The sequence below is a fragment of the Devosia sp. MC1541 genome (assembly GCF_012847305.1).
Lineage (GTDB): Bacteria > Pseudomonadota > Alphaproteobacteria > Rhizobiales > Devosiaceae > Devosia.
On record NZ_JABBDZ010000001.1, the window covers coordinates 514852 to 538710 of the forward strand.

General features: G+C 57.1%; 22 protein-coding genes. 6 read left to right on the forward strand and 16 right to left on the reverse strand.

Annotated features, from left to right (window positions below):
- Positions 1 to 237: 237 nt before the first annotated feature.
- On the forward strand, positions 238 to 1620 hold the full coding sequence (trmFO, locus tag HKD40_RS02355; RefSeq protein ID WP_169194102.1) for a methylenetetrahydrofolate--tRNA-(uracil(54)-C(5))-methyltransferase (FADH(2)-oxidizing) TrmFO: 1383 nt from the start codon (positions 238 to 240) through the stop codon (positions 1618 to 1620).
- Positions 1617 to 2078 (forward strand): YiiD C-terminal domain-containing protein, encoded by a 462-nt coding sequence (locus HKD40_RS02360; RefSeq protein ID WP_169194103.1) that lies wholly within the window; start codon positions 1617 to 1619, stop codon positions 2076 to 2078. Before trmFO ends, HKD40_RS02360 begins: the two co-directional genes overlap by 4 nt.
- Here the strand turns inward: HKD40_RS02360 and HKD40_RS02365 are convergent.
- The 4 genes from HKD40_RS02365 to yajC all read right to left on the reverse strand — a co-directional run bounded on the left by HKD40_RS02365 (position 2051) and on the right by yajC (position 6354).
- A complete protein-coding gene (locus HKD40_RS02365) occupies positions 2051 to 2896 on the reverse strand; it encodes a phytoene/squalene synthase family protein (RefSeq protein WP_169194104.1) in 846 nt (281 codons plus the stop codon). The genes HKD40_RS02360 and HKD40_RS02365 overlap by 28 nt on opposite strands.
- Positions 2893 to 3285, reverse strand: coding sequence for an MTH938/NDUFAF3 family protein (locus HKD40_RS02370; protein WP_169194105.1), 393 nt, complete (start codon positions 3283 to 3285; stop codon positions 2893 to 2895). Before HKD40_RS02370 ends, HKD40_RS02365 begins: the two co-directional genes overlap by 4 nt.
- Before the next feature lie 100 nt (positions 3286 to 3385).
- Positions 3386 to 5947: a protein translocase subunit SecD gene (secD, locus tag HKD40_RS02375; RefSeq protein WP_169194106.1), complete on the reverse strand. Its 2562-nt coding sequence runs from the start codon at positions 5945 to 5947 to the stop codon at positions 3386 to 3388.
- A gap of 59 nt (positions 5948 to 6006) precedes the next feature.
- Positions 6007 to 6354 carry a preprotein translocase subunit YajC gene (gene yajC / locus HKD40_RS02380; protein ID WP_169194107.1) on the reverse strand — a complete coding sequence of 116 codons (348 nt, stop codon included), beginning with the start codon at positions 6352 to 6354 and terminating at the stop codon, positions 6007 to 6009.
- A gap of 201 nt (positions 6355 to 6555) precedes the next feature.
- Here yajC and HKD40_RS02385 point away from each other — a divergent pair, with 201 nt between their 5' ends.
- A complete protein-coding gene (locus tag HKD40_RS02385; RefSeq protein ID WP_169194108.1) occupies positions 6556 to 7419 on the forward strand; it encodes an ATP-binding protein in 864 nt (287 codons plus the stop codon).
- A gap of 74 nt (positions 7420 to 7493) precedes the next feature.
- On the opposite strand, the gene HKD40_RS02390 is transcribed toward HKD40_RS02385, so the two are convergent.
- From HKD40_RS02390 to HKD40_RS02440, 11 genes are all read right to left on the reverse strand, one after another.
- Positions 7494 to 8723 (reverse strand): M23 family metallopeptidase, encoded by a 1230-nt coding sequence (locus HKD40_RS02390; protein WP_169194109.1) that lies wholly within the window; start codon positions 8721 to 8723, stop codon positions 7494 to 7496.
- 169 nt (positions 8724 to 8892) lie between these two features.
- Entirely contained in the window at positions 8893 to 9657 is a 765-nt protein-coding gene (gene surE / locus HKD40_RS02395) for a 5'/3'-nucleotidase SurE (RefSeq protein ID WP_169194110.1), read from the reverse strand.
- 5 nt (positions 9658 to 9662) lie between these two features.
- Complete coding sequence (gene serS / locus HKD40_RS02400) at positions 9663 to 10985, reverse strand: serine--tRNA ligase (protein WP_169194111.1); 1323 nt, start codon at positions 10983 to 10985, stop codon at positions 9663 to 9665.
- A gap of 132 nt (positions 10986 to 11117) precedes the next feature.
- Positions 11118 to 11936: a twin-arginine translocase subunit TatC gene (gene tatC, locus HKD40_RS02405; RefSeq protein WP_169194112.1), complete on the reverse strand. Its 819-nt coding sequence runs from the start codon at positions 11934 to 11936 to the stop codon at positions 11118 to 11120.
- Positions 11936 to 12610 (reverse strand): Sec-independent protein translocase protein TatB, encoded by a 675-nt coding sequence (gene tatB, locus HKD40_RS02410; RefSeq protein ID WP_169194113.1) that lies wholly within the window; start codon positions 12608 to 12610, stop codon positions 11936 to 11938. The genes tatC and tatB overlap by 1 nt, the downstream gene beginning before the upstream one ends.
- Positions 12611 to 12666: 56 nt before the next feature.
- Entirely contained in the window at positions 12667 to 12894 is a 228-nt protein-coding gene (locus HKD40_RS02415) for a twin-arginine translocase TatA/TatE family subunit (protein ID WP_169194114.1), read from the reverse strand.
- Between the two features lie 113 nt (positions 12895 to 13007).
- Positions 13008 to 13679: an SMC-Scp complex subunit ScpB gene (scpB, locus tag HKD40_RS02420; protein WP_169194115.1), complete on the reverse strand. Its 672-nt coding sequence runs from the start codon at positions 13677 to 13679 to the stop codon at positions 13008 to 13010.
- Positions 13672 to 14460 (reverse strand): ScpA family protein, encoded by a 789-nt coding sequence (locus tag HKD40_RS02425; RefSeq protein ID WP_169194192.1) that lies wholly within the window; start codon positions 14458 to 14460, stop codon positions 13672 to 13674. Before HKD40_RS02425 ends, scpB begins: the two co-directional genes overlap by 8 nt.
- A 77-nt stretch (positions 14461 to 14537) precedes the next feature.
- Positions 14538 to 16865, reverse strand: a complete 2328-nt coding sequence (locus HKD40_RS02430) for an SPOR domain-containing protein (protein WP_169194116.1) — start codon at positions 16863 to 16865, stop codon at positions 14538 to 14540.
- 97 nt (positions 16866 to 16962) lie between these two features.
- Positions 16963 to 18708: an arginine--tRNA ligase gene (gene argS, locus HKD40_RS02435; protein WP_169194117.1), complete on the reverse strand. Its 1746-nt coding sequence runs from the start codon at positions 18706 to 18708 to the stop codon at positions 16963 to 16965.
- 30 nt (positions 18709 to 18738) lie between these two features.
- Entirely contained in the window at positions 18739 to 19929 is a 1191-nt protein-coding gene (locus HKD40_RS02440; protein WP_169194118.1) for a deoxyguanosinetriphosphate triphosphohydrolase, read from the reverse strand.
- 86 nt (positions 19930 to 20015) lie between these two features.
- Here HKD40_RS02440 and HKD40_RS02445 point away from each other — a divergent pair, with 86 nt between their 5' ends.
- The 3 genes from HKD40_RS02445 to xth all read left to right on the forward strand — a co-directional run bounded on the left by HKD40_RS02445 (position 20016) and on the right by xth (position 22349).
- On the forward strand, positions 20016 to 20366 hold the full coding sequence (locus tag HKD40_RS02445; RefSeq protein WP_169194119.1) for an iron-sulfur cluster assembly accessory protein: 351 nt from the start codon (positions 20016 to 20018) through the stop codon (positions 20364 to 20366).
- Between the two features lie 83 nt (positions 20367 to 20449).
- Positions 20450 to 21553, forward strand: coding sequence for a serine hydrolase domain-containing protein (locus HKD40_RS02450; RefSeq protein ID WP_169194120.1), 1104 nt, complete (start codon positions 20450 to 20452; stop codon positions 21551 to 21553).
- A gap of 16 nt (positions 21554 to 21569) precedes the next feature.
- The gene (xth, locus tag HKD40_RS02455; protein ID WP_169194193.1) at positions 21570 to 22349 is read left to right on the forward strand and encodes an exodeoxyribonuclease III; all 780 of its coding nucleotides are present in this window, start codon (positions 21570 to 21572) and stop codon (positions 22347 to 22349) included.
- Between the two features lie 42 nt (positions 22350 to 22391).
- On the opposite strand, the gene HKD40_RS02460 is transcribed toward xth, so the two are convergent.
- Positions 22392 to 23201 (reverse strand): tetratricopeptide repeat protein, encoded by an 810-nt coding sequence (locus HKD40_RS02460; RefSeq protein WP_169194121.1) that lies wholly within the window; start codon positions 23199 to 23201, stop codon positions 22392 to 22394.
- Between the last annotated feature and the right edge of the window lie 658 nt (positions 23202 to 23859).

The window sequence follows — 23859 nt, forward strand, 5'->3', positions numbered from 1 at the left end:
ATACGTCGACCCAAACCGAACGCCCGCCTCTCTCTGAGACGCGGGCGTTTTCTTTTTGGATCTTGTTCTCTATCCGCGTCCGCGGTCTCCGGTTAGGGCGCAAACGCCCGTCCGCCCCGCGATGACCTCCAAGTCTTCTCGCAAAAGATCATCGAAAAGCGCAAAGAAGGCCCTCATGAGGGGCGCTCGCTATAAGGCGAGTTGCAGCGGCATGACGGGCTTGGTATTTGGCTCATCATGTCAAACAAAACCATCCACATCATCGGCGGGGGCCTTGCTGGTTCTGAAGCTGCCTGGCAGGCAGCTGAAGCTGGCGTAACCGTCATTCTCCACGAAATGCGTGGCGTCAAAGAAACCGACGCTCACAGCACAGATAGCTTCGCCGAGCTCGTGTGCTCGAACAGTTTCCGCTCAGACGATCATGAGCAGAACGCGGTTGGCCTGCTGCATGAAGAGATGCGTCGCTGCAACTCGCTGATCATGCGCGCTGCGGACCTGCACAAGCTCCCGGCAGGCGGCGCGCTCGCCGTTGACCGCCACGCCTTCTCCGCAGAAGTCACACGTGCGATCGAAAACCATCCGAACATCACAATCGCGCGCGAAGAAGTCGGCGGCTGGCCAGATCCGAGCTGGGAGCACGTCATTATTGCGACGGGGCCCCTCACCTCGCCCGCGATGGCAGAAGCCATCCTCGAGAAGACGGGCGAAGACGCCCTCGCGTTTTTTGACGCGATCGCCCCGATCGTGCACTACGACAGCATCAATCACGACATCGCGTGGAAGCAGTCGCGTTACGACAAGGCCGGCCCAGGCGGAACTGGTGCTGACTACCTGAACCTGCCGATGGATAAGGATCAGTATTTTGCCTTCGTGGAAGCGCTGAAGACGGCGCCGCTGCACGAATTCAAGGATTGGGAAAAGGTCCCCTATTTCGACGGCTGCCTGCCGATTGAAGTGATGGCAGAACGTGGCGTTGAAACCCTGCGCCACGGTCCAATGAAGCCAGTTGGCCTGACCAACCCACGCAACCCAACCGTTAAGCCATATGCCATCGTCCAGTTGCGTCAGGACAATGCGCTGGGCTCGCTGTGGAACATGGTCGGCTTCCAGACCAAGATGCGTTATGGCATTCAGGCGGAAATCTTCCGCATGATCCCAGGCCTCGAGAACGCACAGTTCGCACGCCTGGGCGGTCTGCACCGCAACACCTTCATCAACTCCCCGAAGGTTCTGCAAGGCGATCTCAAGCTCAAGAACGATCCGCGCATTCGTTTTGCGGGTCAGGTCACCGGCGTTGAAGGTTATGTGGAAAGCGCCGCTTGCGGCCTGATCACTGGACGTCTCACCGCTGCCGAAGCTCTTGGTGGCACGATGGGCCTACCGCCAGCCACGACAGCTCTCGGCGCTCTTATTGGCCACATCACCGGGGGCCACCTTGAAGCAGAAAGCTATTCAGGCGCTCGGAGCTTCCAGCCGATGAACGTCAATTTTGGTCTGTTTCCTGAAGTCACCATCACCAAGCCAGAGGGCGTGACCCGCTGGCGCGGTCCAGACAAAACCATCGCCAAGCGTCGCGCGATCACCAGCCGCGCGCTTGAAGACCTCAAGTCCTGGGCATGACGCCCGAGGCGCTGACGCAATATCTGCACACCACGATCCCGCTGTCGCGGGCCATGGAGGTGAGTGCAGTGCGTGCCAGCGCTTCAAATGTCGTTTTAGTGGCTCCGCTGCTGCCCAATATCAATATGCATGGCACATTGTTTGGCGGCAGCGGGGCTACCCTCTGCCTCCTCGCCGCATGGAGCGCTGTGCATTTGCGGTTAGAGCGCGATCAGTTTGAGACAGAGCTCGTCATCCATACATCGCAAATGGAGTATATCGCGCCTGCGCGTGAAGCCATATCGGCGCATAGCGCCATCGACGATGGCCCGTGGGAGCGCACCGCTACGATGCTCGCCAAGCGTGGCCGCGGCCGGATCACAGTCAGCGCGCAGCTTTTCAGTGGCGAAACGCTTGCGGCCCGCTTTGTTGGAGAATTCGTCGCGACCACTTACGAGCGGTTGCGCAACGACCAATAGGTCAATTTGGCAATCTTCTGCCACGCTGCGCTATCACTAGCCACAGCAAAGGCATTCGTATTTTCAATCACTTGCGCCAGTTGCTTCTCGAGGAGAGTCACGATTGCGAACGCAGGACGAAGCGACGCGGGCAGAAGCGCAATAGCGTCTCGCGCCTTGACCAAATGTTCTGACGCGATCTCGCCAAGCTGGCTGAACGCAGCGTGGAGGCCTTCAGAGTTTTGCCCACGGAAGAGCTCAGTCTCTTGCACGCCATTGGCCTGCAAAAGGCTCCAGGGCAGCATGATCCGGCCTTGTGCGGATACGTAGCCGAGAGCCCGCATGTGACCGATCAGAGCTTGTGCGACGCCCAAATGCCCAGCGGCGTCCCCTGTCTCGACCGAGTTGCCCTCATTGAGCACCATTGCCGAGAGCTGGAGCAGAGTTGATGCCGTCTCCCCGGCATAGCCCTCAAATGTCTCGAGATCCGGCATTGGATCGTCGTAAAGATCGAACCGACGCGCACCAATAAGACGGAGGAAAGTGCCCGTTGGAAGGTTGAATTTTTCGATCGTCTGCAGAAGCGCATCGGCTATGGGATTTTGCCGAACTTCACCATGCCCTTCGCCTGTGAGAGCGTCGCTCCACCATTGAAGCCGCACTTCGCCGGGAGCGGGGCCAGAGACACGATCCCGAATACCCGCGACATCGGCATTGAACGCATAAAGCGCAGCGATATAGGGGCGAGCCTTTGCGGGCAGCACAAGTGTGGAGAGGTAGCGATCGGGGTCGGCTGTGCGGAGCAGGTCTGCCGCGTGATCGAAGGACGTGGCAGTCATCGGGCGTTCTCGACAGCAATGAAAGCGCCTGCAACCTGACGGTCTTCGGCGAGCAACACATTATAGGTCCGCACTGCCCCACCAGTCTGCGTCGCTTCTACGATAATGCCACGCGCCCGTAATGCAGTCCGAATGGCAAGGTCAATGGCGGCAACCTTTTCACCCAGTCCGATGAGAAGAACCTCAATCTCGTCGGCGTGGTCAAGGACCGGCTGCAAAGACTCTAACGTCAACTCCTGCGCCTCAGCGATCTCCCATGCGTACATGCCACTGGGCAAGCACAGCAGCGAGCCTTTGTGGGACATATCGGCAAAGCGAAATCCACCATTGCCATAGGCATCAATGCCAACGCGTTGGGGATAGAAACCTGTGGGCGATGAGCTGGTCATAGAGTGCTTTCAGTTCGCCGATCCAAATGGAGCAAAAAATAGCCCCGGCCAATAGGTCGGGGCTATCACAGCTTTTCAGATGTTTAAAGCAGTGCACCGATTAAACGGCAGCACCATCAGCATTGCGCTTCTTCTCAGCGTCTTCTGCGGCCAGCTGCTCATCAGTTTTCTGCTTCAAGCCGAAGTTGATGAGAATTGGACCGTTAACGATGACCGACGAGTACATGCCGACGATAGAGCCGAATGTCATCGCGATAACAAAGCTGCGGAGCGATTCACCGCCAAAGAGAACCAGCGGAATCAGCGCCAGCAGAAGTGTGAACTGGGTGAGCGAGGTACGCACGATGGTCTGGTTGATCGACAGGTCGATCAGCTCTGGCAGAGGCATCTTGCGGTATTTCGTGAGGTTTTCACGAATACGATCCGAGACCACCACAGTTTCGTTCAGCGACAGACCGACTAGCGTCAGCACCGCCGCGATAGAGCTCAAATTGAACTCCAATCCGGTCAGCGAGAAGAGCCCGATCGTCATGATCAAGTCGTGGCTGGTGGTGGTCACCGCCGCCATAGCGAATTGCCATTCGAAGCGGAACCAGATGTAGATCAAGATACAGGCGAGCGCGATGATGACCGCGATAGTTCCGGTCCAAGCCAATTCGCCTGAAACCGTACCACTCACTGCCTCAGTACGTCGTACCTCATAGTTCTCAGCAGCCAGAACTTCGGTGACCTTGGCAACAGCGATCTGGTCAGCGGACTGGCCGCCTTCTTGCGCCTGCACACGAACGAGAACGTCCTGCGGCGTACCAAAGCCCTGAACCTGGATTTCGCCAAGTCCCAAGTCACTGGTCAACTCACGCACGCGACCCACGTCTGCTGGGCCTCCGACGTGCTGGATTTCAATCGCAGTACCACCAACAAAGTCGATGCCGAGGTTGAAGCCCTTGAACACAGCCGAGCCGATGGAAACACCGGTCATGATGATCGAGAAGGCAATCACATACTTCGATATCTTCATGAACGGAATGGTCGTGCCGTCCGGAATGAAGCGGAAGTGCTGGATCTTGAGCGTCTTAGGGCGACGCAGCTTGAACCACAGACCAACCTGATAGGAGGTCACGGTGTAGGAGGTGAAGAGCGAAGTAATAATGCCGAGACCAAGCGTGACCGCAAAGCCTTGGATCGGGCCGGAGCCCATGAAGTAAAGCACCACAGCCGCAACGAGCTGAGTCAGGTGCGAGTCGATAATCGTACCCCAAGCGCGCGAGAAACCCGCGTTGATCGCCTGAATTGGTGTCTTGCCGGCACGCTGTTCTTCACGCATGCGTTCATAGATCAGAACGTTCGCGTCCACGGCCATACCGATGGTCAGGACGATACCGGCGATACCGGGCAGCGTCAGCGTCGCACCGAGGGTAGAGAGCGCGGCAAAGATCAGAATGATGTTGAGGATCAGGGAGACGTTCGCAAACACGCCCCAGATGCCGTAGGCGATGACCATAAAGGCCAGAACAAGCACTGCCGCGACCACACCAGCGGTGAAGCCGGCCTGAATCGAGTCAGCACCAAGGCTCGCGTCAACAGTACGTTCTTCGATGACGTTCAAGCTTGCAGGCAAAGCGCCCGCGCGCAGCAGAACTGCGAGATCGTTAGCAGTTGCCGTGGTGAAGGTGCCCGAGATCTGGCCCTGACCACCGGTGATCGGCTGCTGAATAACCGGAGCCGTGATGACCTGATTGTCGAGAACAATAGCGAAGCGCTGACCGACAGCCTTGCTGGTGATTTCGCCGAACGAAATCGCGCCGCGGGTGTCGAACTTGAACGAAACAACAGGAATGCCGCGCTGCTGGTCATAAGACGGCTGCGCATCAACGAGCGATTCACCGCCCAGAGCGACGTCTTCATAAAGCAGCTCACGACCACCATCCTGGCTTGGCAGGATCATGGTGCCAGCAGGCAAACCCTGCACTTCGGCCTGATCGGCAGACAGACCCGGATAGACCATGTGGAAGGTCAGGCGCGCGGTTTGTGAAATGAGGTTCTTGAGGCGAGTTGAATCGCCGAAGCCTGGCACCTGCACCATAACGCGGGTATCACCCTGGCGCTGAATGGTGGGCTCAGTCGTACCGATTTCGTCGATACGGCTGCGGATGACTTCCATGGACTGAGCAACCAGCGAGCTCATGCGCTGGGTGATGCCATCTGGGGTCAGAGTAATCGACAAGCGACCGTCTGGCGTTTCGCCAAAGGCCATTTCATCAACACCGACGCCGCCAATGAGAGCGTTGCTCAGCGTATTCTGAAGCCCGCGAATTGCGGTTTCGGCCTGCGCCTTCTGGGTCGGATCGGTCAATTCGATGAAGATCGCATTGCGATCAGCATCCGTTGTGATGAGGTTGCCGATACCATTCTGGTTCGCGAGGACGTTACGCGCATCGCGGCGAACATCACTCAAGCGCTGATCCACGATCCCTTTTCGGTCGACCTCAAGCAGAAGGTGCGAACCACCTTGCAAGTCCAAACCAAGGACAAGACCGGGTTTTGGGAGCCAGTCGGGCAAAGCATCCTGCACATTCTTGGGCAAGAAGTTTGGAGCTGCCATGAGAATGCCAGCGATTGCCACGAACAGGATAATGAATACGCGGAACGGCGAGTGATTCATAAATAACGTCCTGAGAAGGATAAAGCCGGAGCCTGATGGCCCCGGCTGATACGGCTAGATTAAGCCGGCTTGTTGTCGTTGACCGGTTCAGACTTCGAACGAACGTCTGCGATCATGCCACGAACAACCTTGACCTTCACGCCCTGCGCGATTTCGACTTCAAGGTCTTCACCGTCGACAGCCTTGGAAACCTTACCGACCAGACCACCAGTGGTCACAACGGTGTCGCCACGACGGATCGCAGAAAGCATGGCCTGCTGTGCCTTCAGGCGCTTCTGCTGCGGACGGAAGATCAGCAACCAGAAGATTACAACGAGCAGAGCAATCGGCATAAGCTGGATGAGAATGTCAGCCATGCCTCCTGGTGCCACGCCGCCGTCCTGTGCAAAGGCAGGGGTTACAAACATCAAGCAAACTCCATTTAATTTTTCTTGTGACGCTCAGGATTGGGTGGCAATGCGCTGATCGAATGCGCTGTGGACGCTATCGGGCTTAACCGCACTTGCGCCCAGGCCAAAATCGGCCGGACTATACAATTGGGGTTGGCTGATTGCAAAGCCCAATCAAGGGCTCCCAACATTGGGGCTGACACAAGGACGGGACTCGTGATGACAGAAGATTATCTGAGCAGAATTGCGGCGGCACTTGAGGCCATTGCTCAGAAACTACCAAATAGCGACAACATCACGCCGAACCCGGCGTTGGGCCCTGAAAACGCTTACCATTGGCAGGGCGAGATAGGCACTCTACTCGCTGTTCCAAAGGTCAGCCGAGTGCCCCTCGAGATGCTACGAGGCATCGACACAGTCCGTGACATTCTGCTGCGCAATACCGAGCAATTCGCGCGTGGACACGGTGCAAACAATGCCCTGCTGTGGGGCGCGCGTGGCATGGGCAAGAGCTCTTTGGTGAAGTCGATTCACGCAGACATCGAATCTCGGAGTGGTTTCGATCGATTGATCCTGATCGAGATCGCGCGAGAAGACCTAGAGACCCTCCCCCAACTCATGCGCCTTATCGCTAATGAACCCGCTCGCTTCATCGTCTTCTGCGACGACCTGAGTTTCGACAAGGGCGAGACCAGCTACAAATCGCTCAAGACCATTCTTGATGGCGGTCTTGAAGGGCGGCCAGAAAACGTCCTCTTCTACGCGACCTCAAATCGACGCCATCTCATGCCGCGCGACATGATCGAAAATGAACGATCGAGCGCGATCAATCCAAACGAAGCAGTCGAAGAAAAAGTCTCTCTGTCGGATCGTTTCGGTTTGTGGCTCGGGTTCCACAATTCTGACCAGGACAATTATCTCGCCATGGTTTCCGGCTATGCCGACTACTATGGGCTCAGCATCGGGACGGAAGCCTTGCGTGCACGCGCCATTGAATGGGCCGCAACACGTGGCGCTCGCTCGGGCCGCGTGGCGATCCAGCTCGTTCGCACTTTAGCAGGTGAAGAAGGCAAGGCAGTTTAAGCCCCTCCCCGCTTCACCAAAGAAAAGGGCCACAGCAACAGCCGTGGCCCTCGAAATTCAATCGGCGCGGAGCTTTAGCTCGCGAGCAGCGGAACCGGATCAACCGGCGTCGCGCCCTTACGCAGCTCAAAGTGCAGCTGCGGCTTGGAAACAGAACCTGTGGAGCCGACCGTGCCGATGGTGTCACCACGGGTAACAGTTGCGCCCTTGTCGACATTCATGCCCTTGAGATGGGCGTAGGCCGAAACGAAGCCGTTCGGATGACGAACGAGGATCAGATTACCGTAACCCTCAACGCCCGAACCGACATAAATGACGGTGCCGTTCTCGGCAGCCTTAACGGCTGAGCCTTCTGGAACGTCGATATTGATACCTGTGCCACGCGATGCGGCAAAATCGGTGATGATCCGACCAGACACCGGCCAACGGAACTTGTCATTGCCCGAAGCGACTGGTTCGGCCTGTGGCAGTGCAGCCTGCTGGATCGGCGCGGCGACAGGGGCAGTTTGAGCAACAGGTGCCGCAGCCAAAACAGGTTGTGGTGCCGCAGCAGCCGGAGTGGTTGGAACGGTGGAAATCGTCGCAACCTTCGTGATTTGCTCAGAACCTGGAGCTGGGTTCAGATCCGAACGGCCAGGAATGATAATTTTCTGACCCACGATGATCTTGTCTGGCGAGCTCATGCCATTGGCATGAACGAGAGACTGGGTCGTGACATCGTAGCGGCGTGCAATTGTGTGCAACGATTCACCGCTTGCGATGGTGTGCGTGTAACCGTTCGTGTTCGCAGCAGGCGAAACCTGCACAGGAACATTTGAGTTAAGCGGAAGCGAAGCGTTCGGATTGCCCATGGCAACGGCCGCAGGCGCAGCCGGCATTGGGGCAAGATTCTGCTGAGCGAGCATGGCTTGCGAATTTCCCATTGGAGACGAGTTCAGTGCAGGCAAATCTTGAGTTTGGACAACTGGCGACGTTGCCCCCATCATAACTGGTGATGTCGGGGCATTGTTTTGCCAGAAACCGCCCTGCGCTGGCGCAGGGGGCAGCATCCCGCCGCCACCACCACCTACATTCGCAGGAGGCAGGAAGGCAGTGTTCTGCGCACCCTGAACTGCACCGAGGCTCGGCGGCATGGGTTGATTTGCAAAGAACGGGGCTGGTTGGGCTGTTGAGCCCGTGACGGTCTGGTCGCCAAACGTACGGCTACCAAGACTAGAGCAGCCGGACAATGCGACTGCTGCAACCATAAGCCCAGCCATAGCGACAGAGACTTTATGGGTCCGCCGGGGAACGCGAATACTCATCGGCTTACTCGTACGCAGATACTAAACAACTAGACCCGAGATTAGGCCGGTAAGGTAAAGACGAGTTTAAGACCGATGCGATTTGAGCGAATTCACATCGACATGATTCAGCACTGGTTAGGGTTAAAACCGAGCGAGCCGTCGAGTGCTAAAATACCACCTGCCACACTTACAGTGACAAGCTGGCAAGGCTCGCTAGAGCATCCTGATGGGTTTGTTGCAGCGCAACCGGAGTAACGGTGATGGCGCTCTGGCGGCGCATCACCTCAAAGTCCGCTTTCGGATCAAGTGGAGTGGGCGTTGAGGGAATCGCCATAAAGAATTTGCCCTCATTGTCGCTGGGATAGTAGCGAATTGGCGATCGGGAGAAACGCTGCTGAGCTGCCGCGCGTATCCCAGTCACAGCCTCCGGCGGGCAATATGGGAAATTGACGTTGTAAAAGACGTCATGGCCCGCATGGCTTCGCAGAATGGCTTCAACGGTTCTCACACCAAAAGCCCGAGCATTTTCCCAGTTTGGCTCCAGCGTCAGCTCATAATCAAGCGCTTGGCTGAGCGCGATACCGATAGCGCCTTGCAGAACGCCTTCACGGGCGCCAGCGGCCGTGCCTGAACAGTTGACGATATCGCCAAGGTTCTGCCCGGCATTGACGCCGGACAAGACCAGGTCAGCCGGCTTGTCACCCAGCAGATGGGTCATCGCGGCAACGACACAATCGGCAGGTGAGCCACCCACCACAGCAAAGGTTTTGTCGTCCTTGCGGTCAAAGCTGAGTTCGCGCCCGAAGGAGAAGCGGTGCCCTACCCCCGATTGATTTCCGTCAGGAGCCACAATCCAAACGTCATCGGAGATAGAGCGTGCAATATCAGCGAGTACGGCAAGACCCGGCGCATCAATACCATCATCATTGGTGAGCAAGATGCGCAGGGACATGGGCCTTAGCCTCCGATTTTGGTGAGGCCGCCCATATAGGGACGCAGCACTTCAGGGATAACCACCGAGCCGTCTTCCTGCTGATAGTTTTCCAACACAGCAATCAAGCAACGGCCAACGGCGGTGCCGGAACCATTGAGCGTATGCACGTAACGCAGTGCCTGCTTCTCGCCGGACGGGCGGTAACGCGCTTCCATACGGCGTGACTGAAAATCACCGCAGACCGATACCGACGAGATTTCGCGGTAGGTGTTCTGACCGGGAAGCCAGACTTCAAGGTCATAGGTGCGACGCGCACCAAAGCCCATATCGCCGGTGCACAGTTTCATGACGCGATAGTGCAGACCAAGCTTGGTCAAAACAGCTTCAGCGGCCGCGAGCATGCGCTCGTGTTCGTTTTCGGCTTCTTCCGCGGTCGTGATCGCGACCAGTTCAACCTTGTTGAACTGATGCTGACGCAGCATGCCACGGGTATCGCGCCCTGCCGAACCGGCTTCGGAACGGAAGCACGGCGTCAACGCCGTGAAGCGCATCGGTAATTCGTCTTCGGCGAGAATAGATTCACGCACGAAATTGGTCATCGGAACTTCCGCCGTCGGAATGAGCGCCAGACGGCTCTCACCATGCGGGGTGAAGAACAGATCTTCTTCGAACTTCGGCAGCTGACCTGTACCAAACAACGCGTCGTCGCGAACGAGGACAGGTGTCTGCACTTCGAGATAGCCGTGTTCGGTCGAATGGAGGTCAAGCATGAACTGGCCAAGCGCTCGCTCAAGGCGCGCAATCTGGCCCTTCAGGACAACGAAGCGACTACCGGCGAGCTTGGCCGCAACTTCAAAATCCATGTTCTTTTCAGAAACACCAATTTCAAAGTGTTCTTTGGGTGCAAACGTAAAGCTAGGCTTTACGGGACGCACAGTGGCAGCTGTCTCAGCATTGCCGTTGAGGCCAAAGTACTCGACGTTATCACTCTCATCCTTGCCGAACGGCACATCCGCTAGCGGAGCGTTTGGAATGGTCGAGAGCGCGTCACGGAGTTCTTTCTCGACGGCGCGTTCGTCTGCTTCCCCCGAAGGGATGAATTCTTTGAGCGAGGCGACCTCTGCCATCAGCTCTTGGGCCTTGGCTTCGTCCTTCTGGGCCTTGGCCTGACCGATCTGCTTGGACAGAGCGTTGCGCTTTTCTTGCGCTTCGTTGAGACGCACAATGATCGCGCGGCGGCGATCGTCGATCTCAATCAGGGTATCGGCCCGCTGAGAGGACCCGCGGCTTTCCATGGCCTGGTTAAAGGCATCAGGATTGTCTCGGACCCATTTGATATCGAACATTGTACGTTACGAGCGAAAGCCCGCCTCTTTATTGGTGTGTGGCTTGTCTAAAGTTGAAGACTGTGGGCCGCAAGTGGGCATTCTCGAAAAGCCAAAAACCAACGCCCCAATCTTGCGAATGGGGCGTTGAAACTAGGCTGTTTCGTTCTCTTGCGCGGCGAGCGCTGCTTTTCGTCGGCGCTCAATCATACGCACCGACAGAATCGAAAGCTCGTAGAGGAGATACATCGGTATCGCCAAACCAATCTGCGAGATCGGATCGGGCGGTGTGATGAACGCGGCCACGATCAGAATACCGACGATAGCGTAGCGACGGCCCTTCTTAAGCTGCTCAACGCTGACGAGGTCAATCTGCGCCAAGAGTGTCAGCACGACCGGCAACTGGAAGCAGATGCCAAATGCCAAGATCAACGTCATCGCGAGACTGAGGTATTCCGACACCTTCGCCAGAAGCTTGATCTCGTCGGTCTGCATTCCTGCAAAGAAACCCAATGCCATTGGCAAAACGACGAAATAGACCATTGCCGCCCCGGCCACAAAGAAGACCGGCGTGGCCACGAGGTAGGGCACTAAAGCCTTACGCTCGTGCTTATACAGCCCGGGCGCGACAAAGCCGTAGATCTGCGTTGCCAAATAGGGGAACCCGAGGAAGATCGAGCCAAAGAAAGCCAGATTAAGCTGGGTGAAGAAGAATTCCTGTGGCGCTGTATAGATCAACTCCATATCGCCCGGATTTGGGTAAATCGAACGGTATGGGTTGAGCAGAATATCGAAAATCTGCCCTGCAAAGAGGAAGCAGACAATCAAGAGGACAACGATCGCAATGGCGCAGTGGATCAACCGCTTACGCAGTTCGATCAAATGCTCCAATAGCGGCGCTTCGCTACCGGCGAGTTCATCAACCGGCTCAGCTTGCGACTTATCTTCGATTTTTGCCTGAGTATCGGCCATTATTCGCTCTTTTCACCCGTGCTGGTGGCCTTTTTGCGAGGCGCACGAGGCTTAGCCGGAGCCTTTTCACCCGCGTCGGCCACAACGGCCTTGGCGAGTGGCTTCTTCACTGGCTTTTCTGCAGTGTCGATTGAGGCAGCAGTCTTCGTGGACGGTCTTGGGCGGGCAGCCTTAACAGGCGTTGGCTTTTCTGCTGCAGGCTCGGCAGCCTTTGGCGCTACGGGCGCTGTGGCAGTATCAGCACTTTGCGCAGATGGCGCCTCAGGCTTAGCGCTAGACTTGAAGCCATACTCGGATGCGAGATCGTCGTTTGATTTCGCAATAGGCGGCATGCCCGCCTTTTCGCGAATTTCGTTGACGACACTTTCTGAGGACGGATCAGCGGGTTTGATTACTCCGCTTGGCTTAGGACCATCCGCCGACATCGTGTTGAACTCGCGCCGGATTTCTTCGGCGGTCTGCTTCAATGGCGACGTGATGGAGTTGCGGAGGCTCCGCACCTCATCCAAACCCGAAGTCTTGTTGATTTCGCGCTGGAAATCACGTCCCATGCGCTGAATTTGGCCAATGATCTTGCCAACCTTGCCCATCATGACGGGCAGGTCTTTGGGACCGATAAAGATCAGCGCAACCACGCCGATCACAAGCATCTCTGTCCAGCTTAGACCGAGCATAAAGCGATCTCCGAAGTACGGCGAAAGCGCCGCGAATATTCAGATGAAGGCGCTGATTAAGCGTCCTTGCTCCGATCAACTTCTGCAGCGTCAACAGTCTGCGGCTTTGCAGCAGTTGCAGTGTCGATACGTTCAGCAGGCTTGTCTTCGTCCTTCATGCCTTTTTGGAAGGCTTTAATGCCCTGAGCGACTTCGCCCATCATGCCGGAAATCTTACCACGGCCAAAAAGCAGGATAACGACAACGGCGACGACGAGAATGCCCCAGATGGATGGCGCGTGCATGGATGGTCTCCCTTAGGCTAACGGTACGCGATACACGCGACACATAATTCGAGAAATAAGTTTAAACTGCACCGAACACAAGGATGTGTTCAAAATCAACATGTGAAAGCGTTTTAGTCACGCTCTTCAACCTCATCTTCCGTCTCTACCTCACCCAGATCATCTGGGCTCAGCGGATCTTCATCTTCGCGCAAAGCATCTCCATCAAAAGGCAGAGGAATTTGCAAATCAGGCGGCAGACGAGACGACAATAGGCCAGCACCTTTCAATTCATCCAGACCCGGTAAATCGGCAAGCGCCTCAAGACCAAAATGGTCTAAAAATGCATCCGTTGTTCCGTAAGTGACTGGGCGCCCAGGTGTGCGACGGCGGCCGCGCATGCGAATCCAACCCGCTTCCATCAACAGATCCAAAGTCCCCTTCCCCGTCGCAACGCCGCGCACTTCTTCTATCTCCGCCCTCGTGGCGGGTTGATGATAAGCGATGATGGATAGGGTCTCGAGCGCGGCGCGAGACAGGGGGCGCGTTTCTTGTTGCTCACGGCGCAGCAAAAATCCGAGGTCTTCGGCTGTCCGAAATGCCCACCCGTCCCCGCGCCTTACCAAGTTTACGCCCCGCGGAGCGTATTGCGCTTGCAGCGCCTTCAACAAGGGGAGCACAGAAACACCCTCCCCCAGAAAGCTCGCCATTTCGTGGGGTTTGAGCGGCTCCGCGGAGGCAAACAAAAGCGCCTCAATAATCCGCAGTTGCCGGGTTCGAACTTCGCTGTCTTCGCCGTCAATCATGAGAGGTCATTCGCTTACGCAGCATGATTGGAGCAAAGGTATCGCGCTGTTTGATTTCCATCACACCTTGCCTGACCAGTTCCAAGCTAGAGGCAAATGATGACGCTCGAGCCGTTCGCCGTTCCTCAGGTGTGGCAAGATAATCATACAAAAATCCATCGAGTGAAAGCCAATCCGCCGTTTCCCCAATCAGCTTTTCGAGCAATTCTCGCGCGTCCTGAAGCGACCAGACAGTGCGGACATAGGGCGAATATTCGACGATTGCTGTGCGCTCGCGCTGGTCGGAGTAGGCTTTGAGAAGATCATAGAGCGTCGCTTCCCAAATCGACTTTCGTTCGATCTCAATGGGTTCAGGCGCCCCGCGCGCAAACACTTTCGCACCGACGCGCGCTCGGTTGATGAGCTGCGTGGAGACATTGCGCATTGCTTCTAGTCGCTTGAGTCGAAAATGAAGCAATGCTGCCAGCATCTCACCACTTGGCTCATCATCATTGACCGCTTGGGGCACCAGCAAACGGCTTTTGAGATAGGCCAGCCAAGCCGCCATTACCAAATAATCGGCGGCAACCTCGATCCGTAACTGACGGAGGTCTTCGATGAACGCGAGATATTGCTCGGTCAACGCCAGAACAGAGATAGCTGAGAGGTCCACTTTTTGTCGGCGGGCGAGATCGAGGAGAAGATCGAGCGGTCCTTCGTAGCCCTTTACGTCGACACGTAGCGCCTGCTCCGCAGCATCGTCAGGAGCCGCCGAGATCCAATCCGTCTGCGCTATACTCATGGACGAAAAACAAAAAAGGCTGTCATCGGCGCACAATGGACACCGATGACAGCCATCGTCAAGTCAGGCAATATTTTTTAGAGCAGCAAGCAGTCGCCGCCCGCAGCCCGCACATTGGTACAGACATTGACGGCCGCTTCACGCGAGGCAGCAGGCACGAGCACGCGATAGTAGATACCGCGTTCGCCCAAGTTCACCTGCTGAATCTCGAGGTTCGCGCCGCCGAACAACACACCAAAGCGTGTCGCAATGGCCTGTGCACTCTCACGCGCAGCCGCTTCTGTGCGCTGGGACGAGAGCTGGACATAGGCACCGCCAGACGCTGGAGCCGAAGCAGGTACCGCCGCAACCGGGGCAGCTGCAGCCGGTGCCGCGAGATCCTGTGGCGCAGGCGCTGCCGCCGCTGCAGAAATTGCGGCCGCTGCAGTCGACGCGAAGTCAGAAGGCTTCACCGACGGAATTGCGACCGTCCGGCCAGCGACAGCTGCGCCGCTTGCGTTCACCACAGGCACGACCGAACCCGGCTGCACAGGTGGGACAGCTGGATTCGCCGGAGTTTCAACAACTGGCGGAGCCGCTGCAGCTGGAACTGTCTCTGACGGCGCAGTTGTATTCGCAGCTGCGGTATTCCCTGGAAGTTCAGGGACGTTTGGTCGATCAACCGGCAACATGGACGTACCAGCCAAACCGCTATCGCCACTCACGATGGTACCGTCCGGACGCACCGTAACCGTTCGCACGCGTCGGTTTACGAGGCCATCAGGGTTGGTCGTGCCCTGATCTATCGAATTGATAACATTGCCGATACCGGAGTTCTGAGTAGCCTCAGAAATGGTTTCAGGATCAGCCTGATCGCGCGGGACGATCTGCTCGTTCGCGCCATTATTGCCACCAGCCATCTCGTTGAAAATGACCGACTGTGCAGGAGCCTCTGTGCTCGGCTCAGGCTCTTCCTTGATCGGAGCTGTGTCCGCGACGATTGTCGGCGCCGGGCCCGATGAGCCGCCCGATCCGAGCATGTAATAAAGCGCACCGCCACCTGCACCGAGGAGGAGAATGGCGAGCAAAGGCCCGAGAACGGCTTTGTTCACGCCGAACGAACGACGGCGACGCGGTTCGCTGTATTCGCCACCATCATCGGCATCGCTTCCGGCCGTATGATCGACCCATTCAACGCGCGCGCCAGAGGCCGCAGCTGCTGCAAGGATAGCATCGTCCACCGAACTGGTGTCCGCTGACGACGCACGGCGGCGTGGTCCGCGTGGAGCCTGTTCAGTTTCCGGCGGTAAAGTTGGTGTTGCCAGGCTTCGCAACGGTGCCGGAGCTGACTTCGGCTCGGCTTGCTCGATGGGTTCAGGCGCAGGGTCCTGCTGGACACTCATGCGCACCGCTGGACCTACAAGCCGCTCAATTTCAGCGAGCGGGTCAGTCCCAAAGCCGGGTTCTTGACGTCGCTGATGTGGTGTCGCCGAGGCAGGTTCGGGAGCAATGCCAAAGCTAGGCTCGTCAAACGGAGAGCTCGCAGCTCTTACTGAATCGGAGAAATCAGCTGCGGCGTACACTGACGGCTGCTCGACGCCACGCGTGTGCGTCGCGACTTGAGAGAAATAGTCGTCAGACTGTGGTGCGACACTATCGGGTTCAACCTCGAACTCGAAATTGCCACCCGTATTATCTTCGCTCTGCAGCTGATCCTTGGCCAATTCAGATGCAATCAGATCGGCCAAGCTATCTTGATCAAGATTGATTGGCTCGGGCTCGTCCTCAACCACAACTGGCGCTGTGGAGACGACCTGAGCCTGCATGGGTTCACGCCGAACAGGCGTCGGTTCAACAGGGCGCTGTGGCGAAACTGGCTGTTGAGGAACGAATTGAGGAGCCTGCTCGCGACTCGCCATTCCTTGGTCGAGCGACGGCTGTGGCGAAGCGACCGCCGGGGCCGATGGCACAGGCGACGTTGGAGCAGATGGCCGCTGAGCAGAACGCAGATCAAAGTCGAACGCAAAGGGTTCAACCGGTGGCTGCGGGGGCTGCGTGAGCGGCTGTGTTGGTGCGGCGGTCACACCCGGGCGAAGAGCGAAATCAAGGCTCGGTGTCGGCGCTTGCGGCGGCACAGGCGCGGGAGATGGCACGCGAACTTGCGGCTGAGACGCTGGTGGAGCGCCTACCGGCTGAGTAACAGGACGCGGCGCGACCGGTGGAGCTGGGGGAACAACGCGCTCGCTGGGCGGTTGCGCGGTAAAATCAAACCGCGGAACAGGCGACATTTGCGGCGAGTCGTCGCCGGGAATACGGACGCGCGGTTGCTCCGGCTCACTCGGAGCGTTTTCAGGGCGCGCCTCTCCCGCCATCAGGCGGGCCAATTCGGCGATCAGATCGTCCGGGGCATCACTTTGTCCGGCCATATGCTGCGGCTTCGCTGACGTACTCCGACAGCGCCTCTAGATAGCGGGGGGGCCCAATGGACACCGCCCCGCGATTGATCACACCAATGCGCCCGAATTATGAGAGTTCATCGGGGGCTGACACACCAAGCATGCCGAGACCATTGCGGATAACCTGGCGAACGGCATCGACAAGGGCGAGTCGAGCCAAGCTCAACTTCGGGTCAGACTGGTTAACGAAACGTAAAGACGGATCATCCTTACCTTTAGCCCAGAACCCATGCAGGGCTCCAGCCAATTCGTGCACGTAGAATGCAATACGATGCGGCTCGTGGGCAACAGCTGCTGCTGCCACCGTCCGTGGCCAAGCGCCGAGCAGTCGGATCAGTTCAATATCCGCGGCACTATCTAGGCGCTCCACTTCGGCCTTGGCGAGAGCCGCTGGGGAAATATCGAGGTCCGGCAGGTCGCGCTGCGCAGTGCGGAAAATCGAACAAGCGCGGGCATGGGCATACTGAACATAGAAAACCGGGTTGTCGCGGGTCTGTTCTTTGACCAAGGCAAAGTCAAAATCCATCGACGCGTCGTTGCGACGGAAGAGCAACATGAAACGCGTCGCGTCAGGACCAACTTCGTCTACAACGTCAGCAAGGGTGACGAGGTCGCCCGAACGCTTGGACATCTTGAACGGCTCACCGTTTTTGAGCAAACGCACCAGCTGGCAGATACGGACATCCATATCCGCTTCTTGGTTCGATACGGCCTTCACAGCCGCCTGCAGGCGCTTAACGTAACCGGAGTGGTCAGCGCCCAGCACGTTGATCATGTGGTTGAAGCCGCGCAGGTGTTTATTGCGGTGATAGGCAATGTCAGCGGCGAAATACGTGTAGGAACCGTCTGACTTGATCAGGGCACGATCCGTATCGTCGCCATAATCTGTCGCGCGGAACAGTGTCTGCTCGCGGTCTTCCCAATCTTCTGGGGTCTTACCCTTAGGCGCTTCGAGGCGGCCTTCGTAGACCATGCCTTCTTCGCGCAGCCAAGCAAGCGTCGACTCAATGTCGCCCCCTGCCCCGTGCAGTGTACGCTCGGAGAAGAACACGTCATGATGGATATTGAGCTTGGCGAGATCTGCCCTGATCAATTCCATCATGCCCTTGAGAGCGACTTCACGCGCGATAAGCGCAGCTTCCTGCTCATCCATTTCCAGAAGCTTGGTGCCGTATTCGGCGGCAAGTTGCTGTCCGACCGGGATCAGATAGTCGCCAGGATAAAAGCCCGATGGAATTTCAATGGTTTCGCCCAGTGCTTCGCGGTAACGGAGCAAGGCCGAACGGCCCAGAATGATCGTCTGACCACCGGTGTCATTGATGTAATATTCGCGGGTAACGTCATACCCTGTCCACTGCATGAGAGAGGCCAATGCGTCGCCGAAAACGGCGCCACGGGTATGGCCGACGTGCATTGGGCCGGTCGGATTTGCCGACACAAACTCAACATTGACGCGTTCGCCCTGACCAAGGTTCGAGCGGCCGAAATGGACGCCCTGCTCTGAAACAGACTTCAGGACCTGGTGCCAAACCGAGTTATTGAGACGGAAATTGATAAAGCCCGGACCTGCAACTTCCACCGAGGCAACGTCTGCATCAGAGGCGAAGCGGCCCGCAAGAGCAGTCGCTAGCTCACGTGGGTTCTTACCCAAAGGCTTCGCAACCACCATGGCGGCGTTGGTCGAAAGGTCACCATGGGTTGCGTCGCGCGGAGGCTCTACAACCACGCGCGCGAGCAGGCCCTCATCGAGATCGGGGTAGTCGGCACGCAGGGCCGCGTGGACCCGGGTAGTGAAGAGCGCAAAGATATCCATGTCGAACCTACGGAATTTGGTCGGGCCGGGTTAACGGAATTCGGGCCGAGCGTCAAACAAGCGGTAGTGCTCATCTAATGCATAAGGGTCCGTCATACCCGCAATGAAGTCAGCTACAACTCGGGCACGATTAGGGCCTGAGCAGGCTTTTGCTTTCTCACCCCAGCGGCCGGGCATGTCAGCGTCCGACATATAGCGCGCAAAAAGGCGTTCCACTACTGCTTCGCTCTCCAAGACTGGCTGCATGACTGACTTGTGCCGGTAAACTCGCGTCAACAGGAAGTTTTTGAGGCCTTTTTCGGCGATTGCCGTCTCTGGGGAAAAAGTGATGATTGTCGTTCCGGCCAGTCTAACATCGTCGACCGACTGCGGCGCAATGCGTGCGATATTGGCGGAACTAAACGAAATTACGTCCTCGATGGCCCGCGTAATCATGCGCCGCTGAACTTCGTGAGTCTGACGATTGACTGGAATGCCCGGATAACGCTCAAGGACTTCGCGTACGATTGGCCCTGCCATTGGCACTTCGAGAAAGTCCTCAAGGTTCAGGACACCAGCACGCAACGCATCGTCAATATCGTGCGCATTATAGGCGATATCATCGGCTATCGCCGCCGCTTGCGCTTCTAAGCTGGCGTAGGTGTCGAGGCGAAGATCGGACACAGCGGGAATGTCATTCACCCCGCTTGGCAGGCCTTCATGCGCGTAACGCCCTACAGGGACGCCAGAAGCATCAATGAGCGGGCCGTTGTGCTTCAGTATGCCTTCGAGCGTTTCCCACGTGAGGTTCAGGCCATCATGCTCGGCGTAGCGATTTTCGAGCTGAGTGACGACGCGGAGTGCCTGCACATTGTGGTCGAATCCACCAAAGTTCGACATTGCCCGATGCAGGGCGCGCTCTCCAGCATGGCCGAACGGCGTGTGCCCAAGGTCATGGCTCAACGCGAGCGCCTCAGCCAAATCTTCGTTCAAGCGCAATGCACGAGCGATTGAACGGGCGATCTGACTAACTTCAAGCGTGTGCGTCAGTCGATTGCGAAAATGCCGCCCCTCATGCGCAAGAAAAACCTGCGTCTTGTGCTGAAGGCGACGAAATGCGGTTGAGTGGATAATTCTGTCCCGGTCGCGCTGGAATTCGGAGCGCGTTGGGCTCGGCCCTGCACCATAAAGCCGGCCCAAAGTGTCTTCGGGCTTGCTAGCATAGGGGGCGGTATCGCTCATGTGTGAATTCCAGGTCTTTGCAATTTGGCGCGACGCGCCTATCTTAGGAAAAGCGTTATGACATTACGATCGCTTTGGGAAAACCCATGACCGCTGCAGCACAAGTAGTACCGACAGTAAGCCTCTCCGACCGCGCCGCAAAGCGCGTTGCTCGCATCCTCTCCAAGGAGGTGCCGGGGACTGTTCTGCGTATTTCTGTGGCGGGCGGCGGATGTTCCGGCTTTCAATATGAATATAATCTTGTTCAGGAAACGGCGAACGGCGACGATCTTGTTCTTCAAAAAGGCGAAGCGACCGTTCTGATCGATTCTCTCTCGCTCGAATTTATGGGCGGCTCGGAAATCGACTTCGTAGACGATCTGATCGGCCAAGCTTTTCAGATTAAGAATCCGAATGCCGTCGCATCCTGCGGCTGCGGCACAAGTTTCGCCGTCTAAGACACTTTACGTTCTACTTTAGTTCCCTATCTTCTATGCAACCCGGGATCGTCGATTCCGGGGTTCTGCTTGGGGAGGTAGGAATGGGACATCGCGTAAACGCTGTCATGGACAGCGCAATTGAGCAGCAGAAAATCGTCGGTGCGGAACTGCTCGTTTTTCAGCACGGCAAGCAAATCATTCGGCGCACCGCGGGCCATTTCGACCGCGAAGCCAATGTGCCGATGATCGAAAACGCGATCTATCGCCTCGCCTCCGTCACCAAACCCATCATTGCCGCGACCGCCTTGGCTATGGTCGACAAGGGCCTGCTGAAGCTTGATGACGCGGTTCGCGACTACCTGCCCTATTTCACACCACGGTTGCCCGATGGTTCTGAGGCGGTGATCACGATCCACCATCTTCTCACCCACACGTCTGGTCTGGGGTACGATTACTCGGCAGATCCGCTCATTTCCGGCGGTGTTGGGCCAACTGACAATAATTTCGAAGAGAATTTTACGCGCGTCGCCAAACTGCCGCTGAACTTTGCCCCAGGCACGGCGTGGCTCTATTCAGTCGCGATTGACGTTCTTGGCGCAGTGCTCGCAAAAATTCATGGTGGGACTCTCGATGAGACAGCGAAAACCTATGTCACCGGCCCGCTGGGAATGGCTGACACCGGCTTTTTCGTTTCTGACCTTACGCGCTTAGCCAAGCCCTATGCCGATGGCGCTCCACCACACCAAATGCGTGACCCCGAACCGGTAATGAACGCCGAAGGAAACACCACTGTCTTTTCGCCAAAGAGGATATTCTCAGCGAAGGCCTGCCAATCGGGCGGCGGCGGTATGGCTGGCACTAGCTCTGATATGGCAACATTCTTTGAGACCATGCGCAAGGGCGGCGGCGATGTCGTCAGCGAGGCATTGGTCAGGAGAGCTTTCACAAATCAGACGGGAGGCTTACTGGGCCCCGACGCCGGACGGAGCTTTGGTTACTTCGGCTCCGTCATAGAAGACACCTCTAGAACGGAGCAACCAGGCGGCCGGGGCGCGGCGAATTGGGGCGGGGTATACGGACATTCTTGGCTTGTGGACCACGCAAAGGAGCTTACGATAGTGTCCATGACCAATACGGCTCTCGAGGGGTGCACCGGGGTTTACCCCAAGGACCTCATTCGCGCCGTCTACGACGACCTGACCTAAGGAAAACCGCATGGCCCTGCGCATCGCCACTTGGAACATTGCCGGCATCAAGGCCCGCCTTGAAGTGCTGGTGCGCTGGCTTGAGGAAGAAAAGCCCGACATCGTGGGGCTTCAAGAGATCAAATCCGTCGACGAATCTTTCCCGCGCGCAGAGATAGAGGCACTGGGGTACAATGTCGAAACGCACGGCCAGAAGAGTTGGAACGGCGTAGCGCTGCTTTCCAAGCTCCCCTTCGATGAAGTCCATCGCGGCCTCCCCGGCGACGACACGGACGAGCAAGCGCGTCTGATCGAAGGCGTGTTCTCTGTGGAAGGCGGCGCAGTGCGCGTCTGCAACATCTATTTGCCGAACGGCAATCCGGTCGACACGGAAAAATTCCCCTATAAGCTTAAGTGGATGGATCGCCTGAACGTGTTCGCCGAGCAGCGGCTAGCGCTCGAAGAACCGTTCATTCTTATGGGGGACTTCAATCTCATCCCTCAACCAATTGACTGCCATGCGCCGGACAAATGGTGGGGCGACGCCCTCTTCCGCCCAGAGAGTCTAGAGCGCTTCCGCAAACTACAGAACATGGGCATGACGGACGCCCTGCGTGCCGTCAGCAGCGAACAGCAATTCACCTTCTGGGACTATCAGGCGGGCGCTTGGCGCCGCAATGCGGGTATCCGCATTGACCATCTGATGCTTTCGCCGCAAGCGGCCGACCGCTTGGATGACGTGCATATCCATAAGGATACGCGCGACTGGGAAAAACCGAGCGATCACGTGCCAATTGAAGGAAGGTTCAGCTTCTAGACCGGAATAAGAAAATGGCGCCGGGTGGCGCCATTTTTCTAATTAGAACTTGCTGGCCGTATCGAAGGCACCAGAGCTTGCCATGGTAATGGCGGCTTCGCGAACATCCGGACTAGCCGAGCGCATGGCGTTGGCCAAAAGTTCGTCTGCGGAGGCCTGATCCGGTGTACCAATACACGTCGCCTGCGCCACATTGAGCCACATGAGCCCTTCTGCCGGACGAGGCGGATAATCATTGAGGCCGTTGTAAAGCAACTCGCCAAGGCGCGCCTGTGCCAAGCAGTGGCCTTTATTCGCGGCATACTGCAGCCAGCGAGCGCTCAGGGTCGGACTGAGGCCCAAACCGTCTTCGACCTGATAAAGAATGCCGACCCGGTACTGCGCCTCAGCGTCACCGAAATAGGTAGCGGCATGCATCAACATGCGGTGATATTCGTTCGGGTTCTGATGAATGCCCACTTCCGGCGCGCCAACGCGGAAGTAATCACCCAGCTTCACGAAGGACCGAGCGACAATGTCAGCTTCAAGGCCCTTTGGCGCCGTGTCCGCGTGCTGGATAGCGATCTGGGAGTAGTAACCGAAGGCCTTAACCGGATCTTTGTCTACGCCCTGACCATTTTCATACATAGTGCCCAGCTGCCACATGGCCAAAGGGCGGCCAGCAGCGGCATCGCTTTCGAGTGCTGACAGATAGGTATCGTCGGAGACGATCACACCGCCCCCGTCGAGAGCACGCGCGAACTGGCCCGCAGCATCAGCGGCAGTCTGTGCCGATGCAGGCATGGTGGCCAACAGAGCCAGAGCCATGCCCCCTGCTGATATGGGAAGGGACTTATCCCGAGGGGTACGCATTTTACTCCTTTTGCCCGTGACAACACGGACCAGACTTTTGCGCGGCGACTGGTGAACCAGCTCCACAGCGTCACTTCTCAGTGCGCAATTTGATGGGTGCCAGTTAATGGGTTTCACCGGGGCTGGCAAAGCAATGTATGAATAAATAGTAAACATGCATTATGACCGCATTCAGGAGCGACCGGCGCGGAAATAAGGCGATATGGCGACGCCAAACCGCCCACACTCTGCCACCCTATCCAGCCTCTGCTTTGCCACGATCACTTCTACCCCCGGTAGATAATTTCTCTGCTGAACGGAACGCTTAGCGCCAAAAAGGATTTCCCCTAGTTGGGCTGAGCTGTGTCCGCTCATGCACATGGGGAAATTTTTAGACTCAGATTGTGGCGGGAAACATGTCCAAACTGTTGTCACGCCGCGGATCTCAACGAATTGGAAATCGTTGTTGCTGAATCGTCACAAGCATTGAAACTATTTTAACTACGTGATGTTGTGAGATGCAAAAACGTCAAGAAATTCGGGGGTCTTACCGCCACCAGTGATCTGGGGGGCATATTTCCGTGGCGGATTATTTGATTCCGGATTTCCCTCTAGAGGCGCTGTCCTCGGTTAGAAATCCGAAATCCACGCCCCCCAAGCCAATTGTGGCAGCGCTAGG

What these genes read in the sequence shown, in the direction of transcription:
- HKD40_RS02430 (WP_169194116.1), bottom strand. Translation starts at nt 16,865, where the DNA reads ATGGCCGGACAAAGTGATGCCCCGGACGATCTGATCGCCGAATTGGCC.
- HKD40_RS02360 (WP_169194103.1), top strand. Translation starts at nt 1,617, where the DNA reads ATGACGCCCGAGGCGCTGACGCAATATCTGCACACCACGATCCCGCTG.
- HKD40_RS02385 (WP_169194108.1), top strand. Translation starts at nt 6,556, where the DNA reads ATGACAGAAGATTATCTGAGCAGAATTGCGGCGGCACTTGAGGCCATT.
- HKD40_RS02370 (WP_169194105.1), bottom strand. Translation starts at nt 3,285, where the DNA reads ATGACCAGCTCATCGCCCACAGGTTTCTATCCCCAACGCGTTGGCATT.
- yajC (WP_169194107.1), bottom strand. Translation starts at nt 6,354, where the DNA reads ATGTTTGTAACCCCTGCCTTTGCACAGGACGGCGGCGTGGCACCAGGA.
- HKD40_RS02365 (WP_169194104.1), bottom strand. Translation starts at nt 2,896, where the DNA reads ATGACTGCCACGTCCTTCGATCACGCGGCAGACCTGCTCCGCACAGCC.
- scpB (WP_169194115.1), bottom strand. Translation starts at nt 13,679, where the DNA reads ATGATTGACGGCGAAGACAGCGAAGTTCGAACCCGGCAACTGCGGATT.
- tatB (WP_169194113.1), bottom strand. Translation starts at nt 12,610, where the DNA reads ATGCTCGGTCTAAGCTGGACAGAGATGCTTGTGATCGGCGTGGTTGCG.
- HKD40_RS02450 (WP_169194120.1), top strand. Translation starts at nt 20,450, where the DNA reads ATGGGACATCGCGTAAACGCTGTCATGGACAGCGCAATTGAGCAGCAG.
- surE (WP_169194110.1), bottom strand. Translation starts at nt 9,657, where the DNA reads ATGTCCCTGCGCATCTTGCTCACCAATGATGATGGTATTGATGCGCCG.
- trmFO (WP_169194102.1), top strand. Translation starts at nt 238, where the DNA reads ATGTCAAACAAAACCATCCACATCATCGGCGGGGGCCTTGCTGGTTCT.
- tatC (WP_169194112.1), bottom strand. Translation starts at nt 11,936, where the DNA reads ATGGCCGATACTCAGGCAAAAATCGAAGATAAGTCGCAAGCTGAGCCG.
- HKD40_RS02415 (WP_169194114.1), bottom strand. Translation starts at nt 12,894, where the DNA reads ATGCACGCGCCATCCATCTGGGGCATTCTCGTCGTCGCCGTTGTCGTT.
- HKD40_RS02460 (WP_169194121.1), bottom strand. Translation starts at nt 23,201, where the DNA reads ATGCGTACCCCTCGGGATAAGTCCCTTCCCATATCAGCAGGGGGCATG.
- HKD40_RS02390 (WP_169194109.1), bottom strand. Translation starts at nt 8,723, where the DNA reads ATGAGTATTCGCGTTCCCCGGCGGACCCATAAAGTCTCTGTCGCTATG.
- HKD40_RS02425 (WP_169194192.1), bottom strand. Translation starts at nt 14,460, where the DNA reads ATGAGTATAGCGCAGACGGATTGGATCTCGGCGGCTCCTGACGATGCT.
- serS (WP_169194111.1), bottom strand. Translation starts at nt 10,985, where the DNA reads ATGTTCGATATCAAATGGGTCCGAGACAATCCTGATGCCTTTAACCAG.
- secD (WP_169194106.1), bottom strand. Translation starts at nt 5,947, where the DNA reads ATGAATCACTCGCCGTTCCGCGTATTCATTATCCTGTTCGTGGCAATC.
- HKD40_RS02440 (WP_169194118.1), bottom strand. Translation starts at nt 19,929, where the DNA reads ATGAGCGATACCGCCCCCTATGCTAGCAAGCCCGAAGACACTTTGGGC.
- argS (WP_169194117.1), bottom strand. Translation starts at nt 18,708, where the DNA reads ATGGATATCTTTGCGCTCTTCACTACCCGGGTCCACGCGGCCCTGCGT.
- HKD40_RS02445 (WP_169194119.1), top strand. Translation starts at nt 20,016, where the DNA reads ATGACCGCTGCAGCACAAGTAGTACCGACAGTAAGCCTCTCCGACCGC.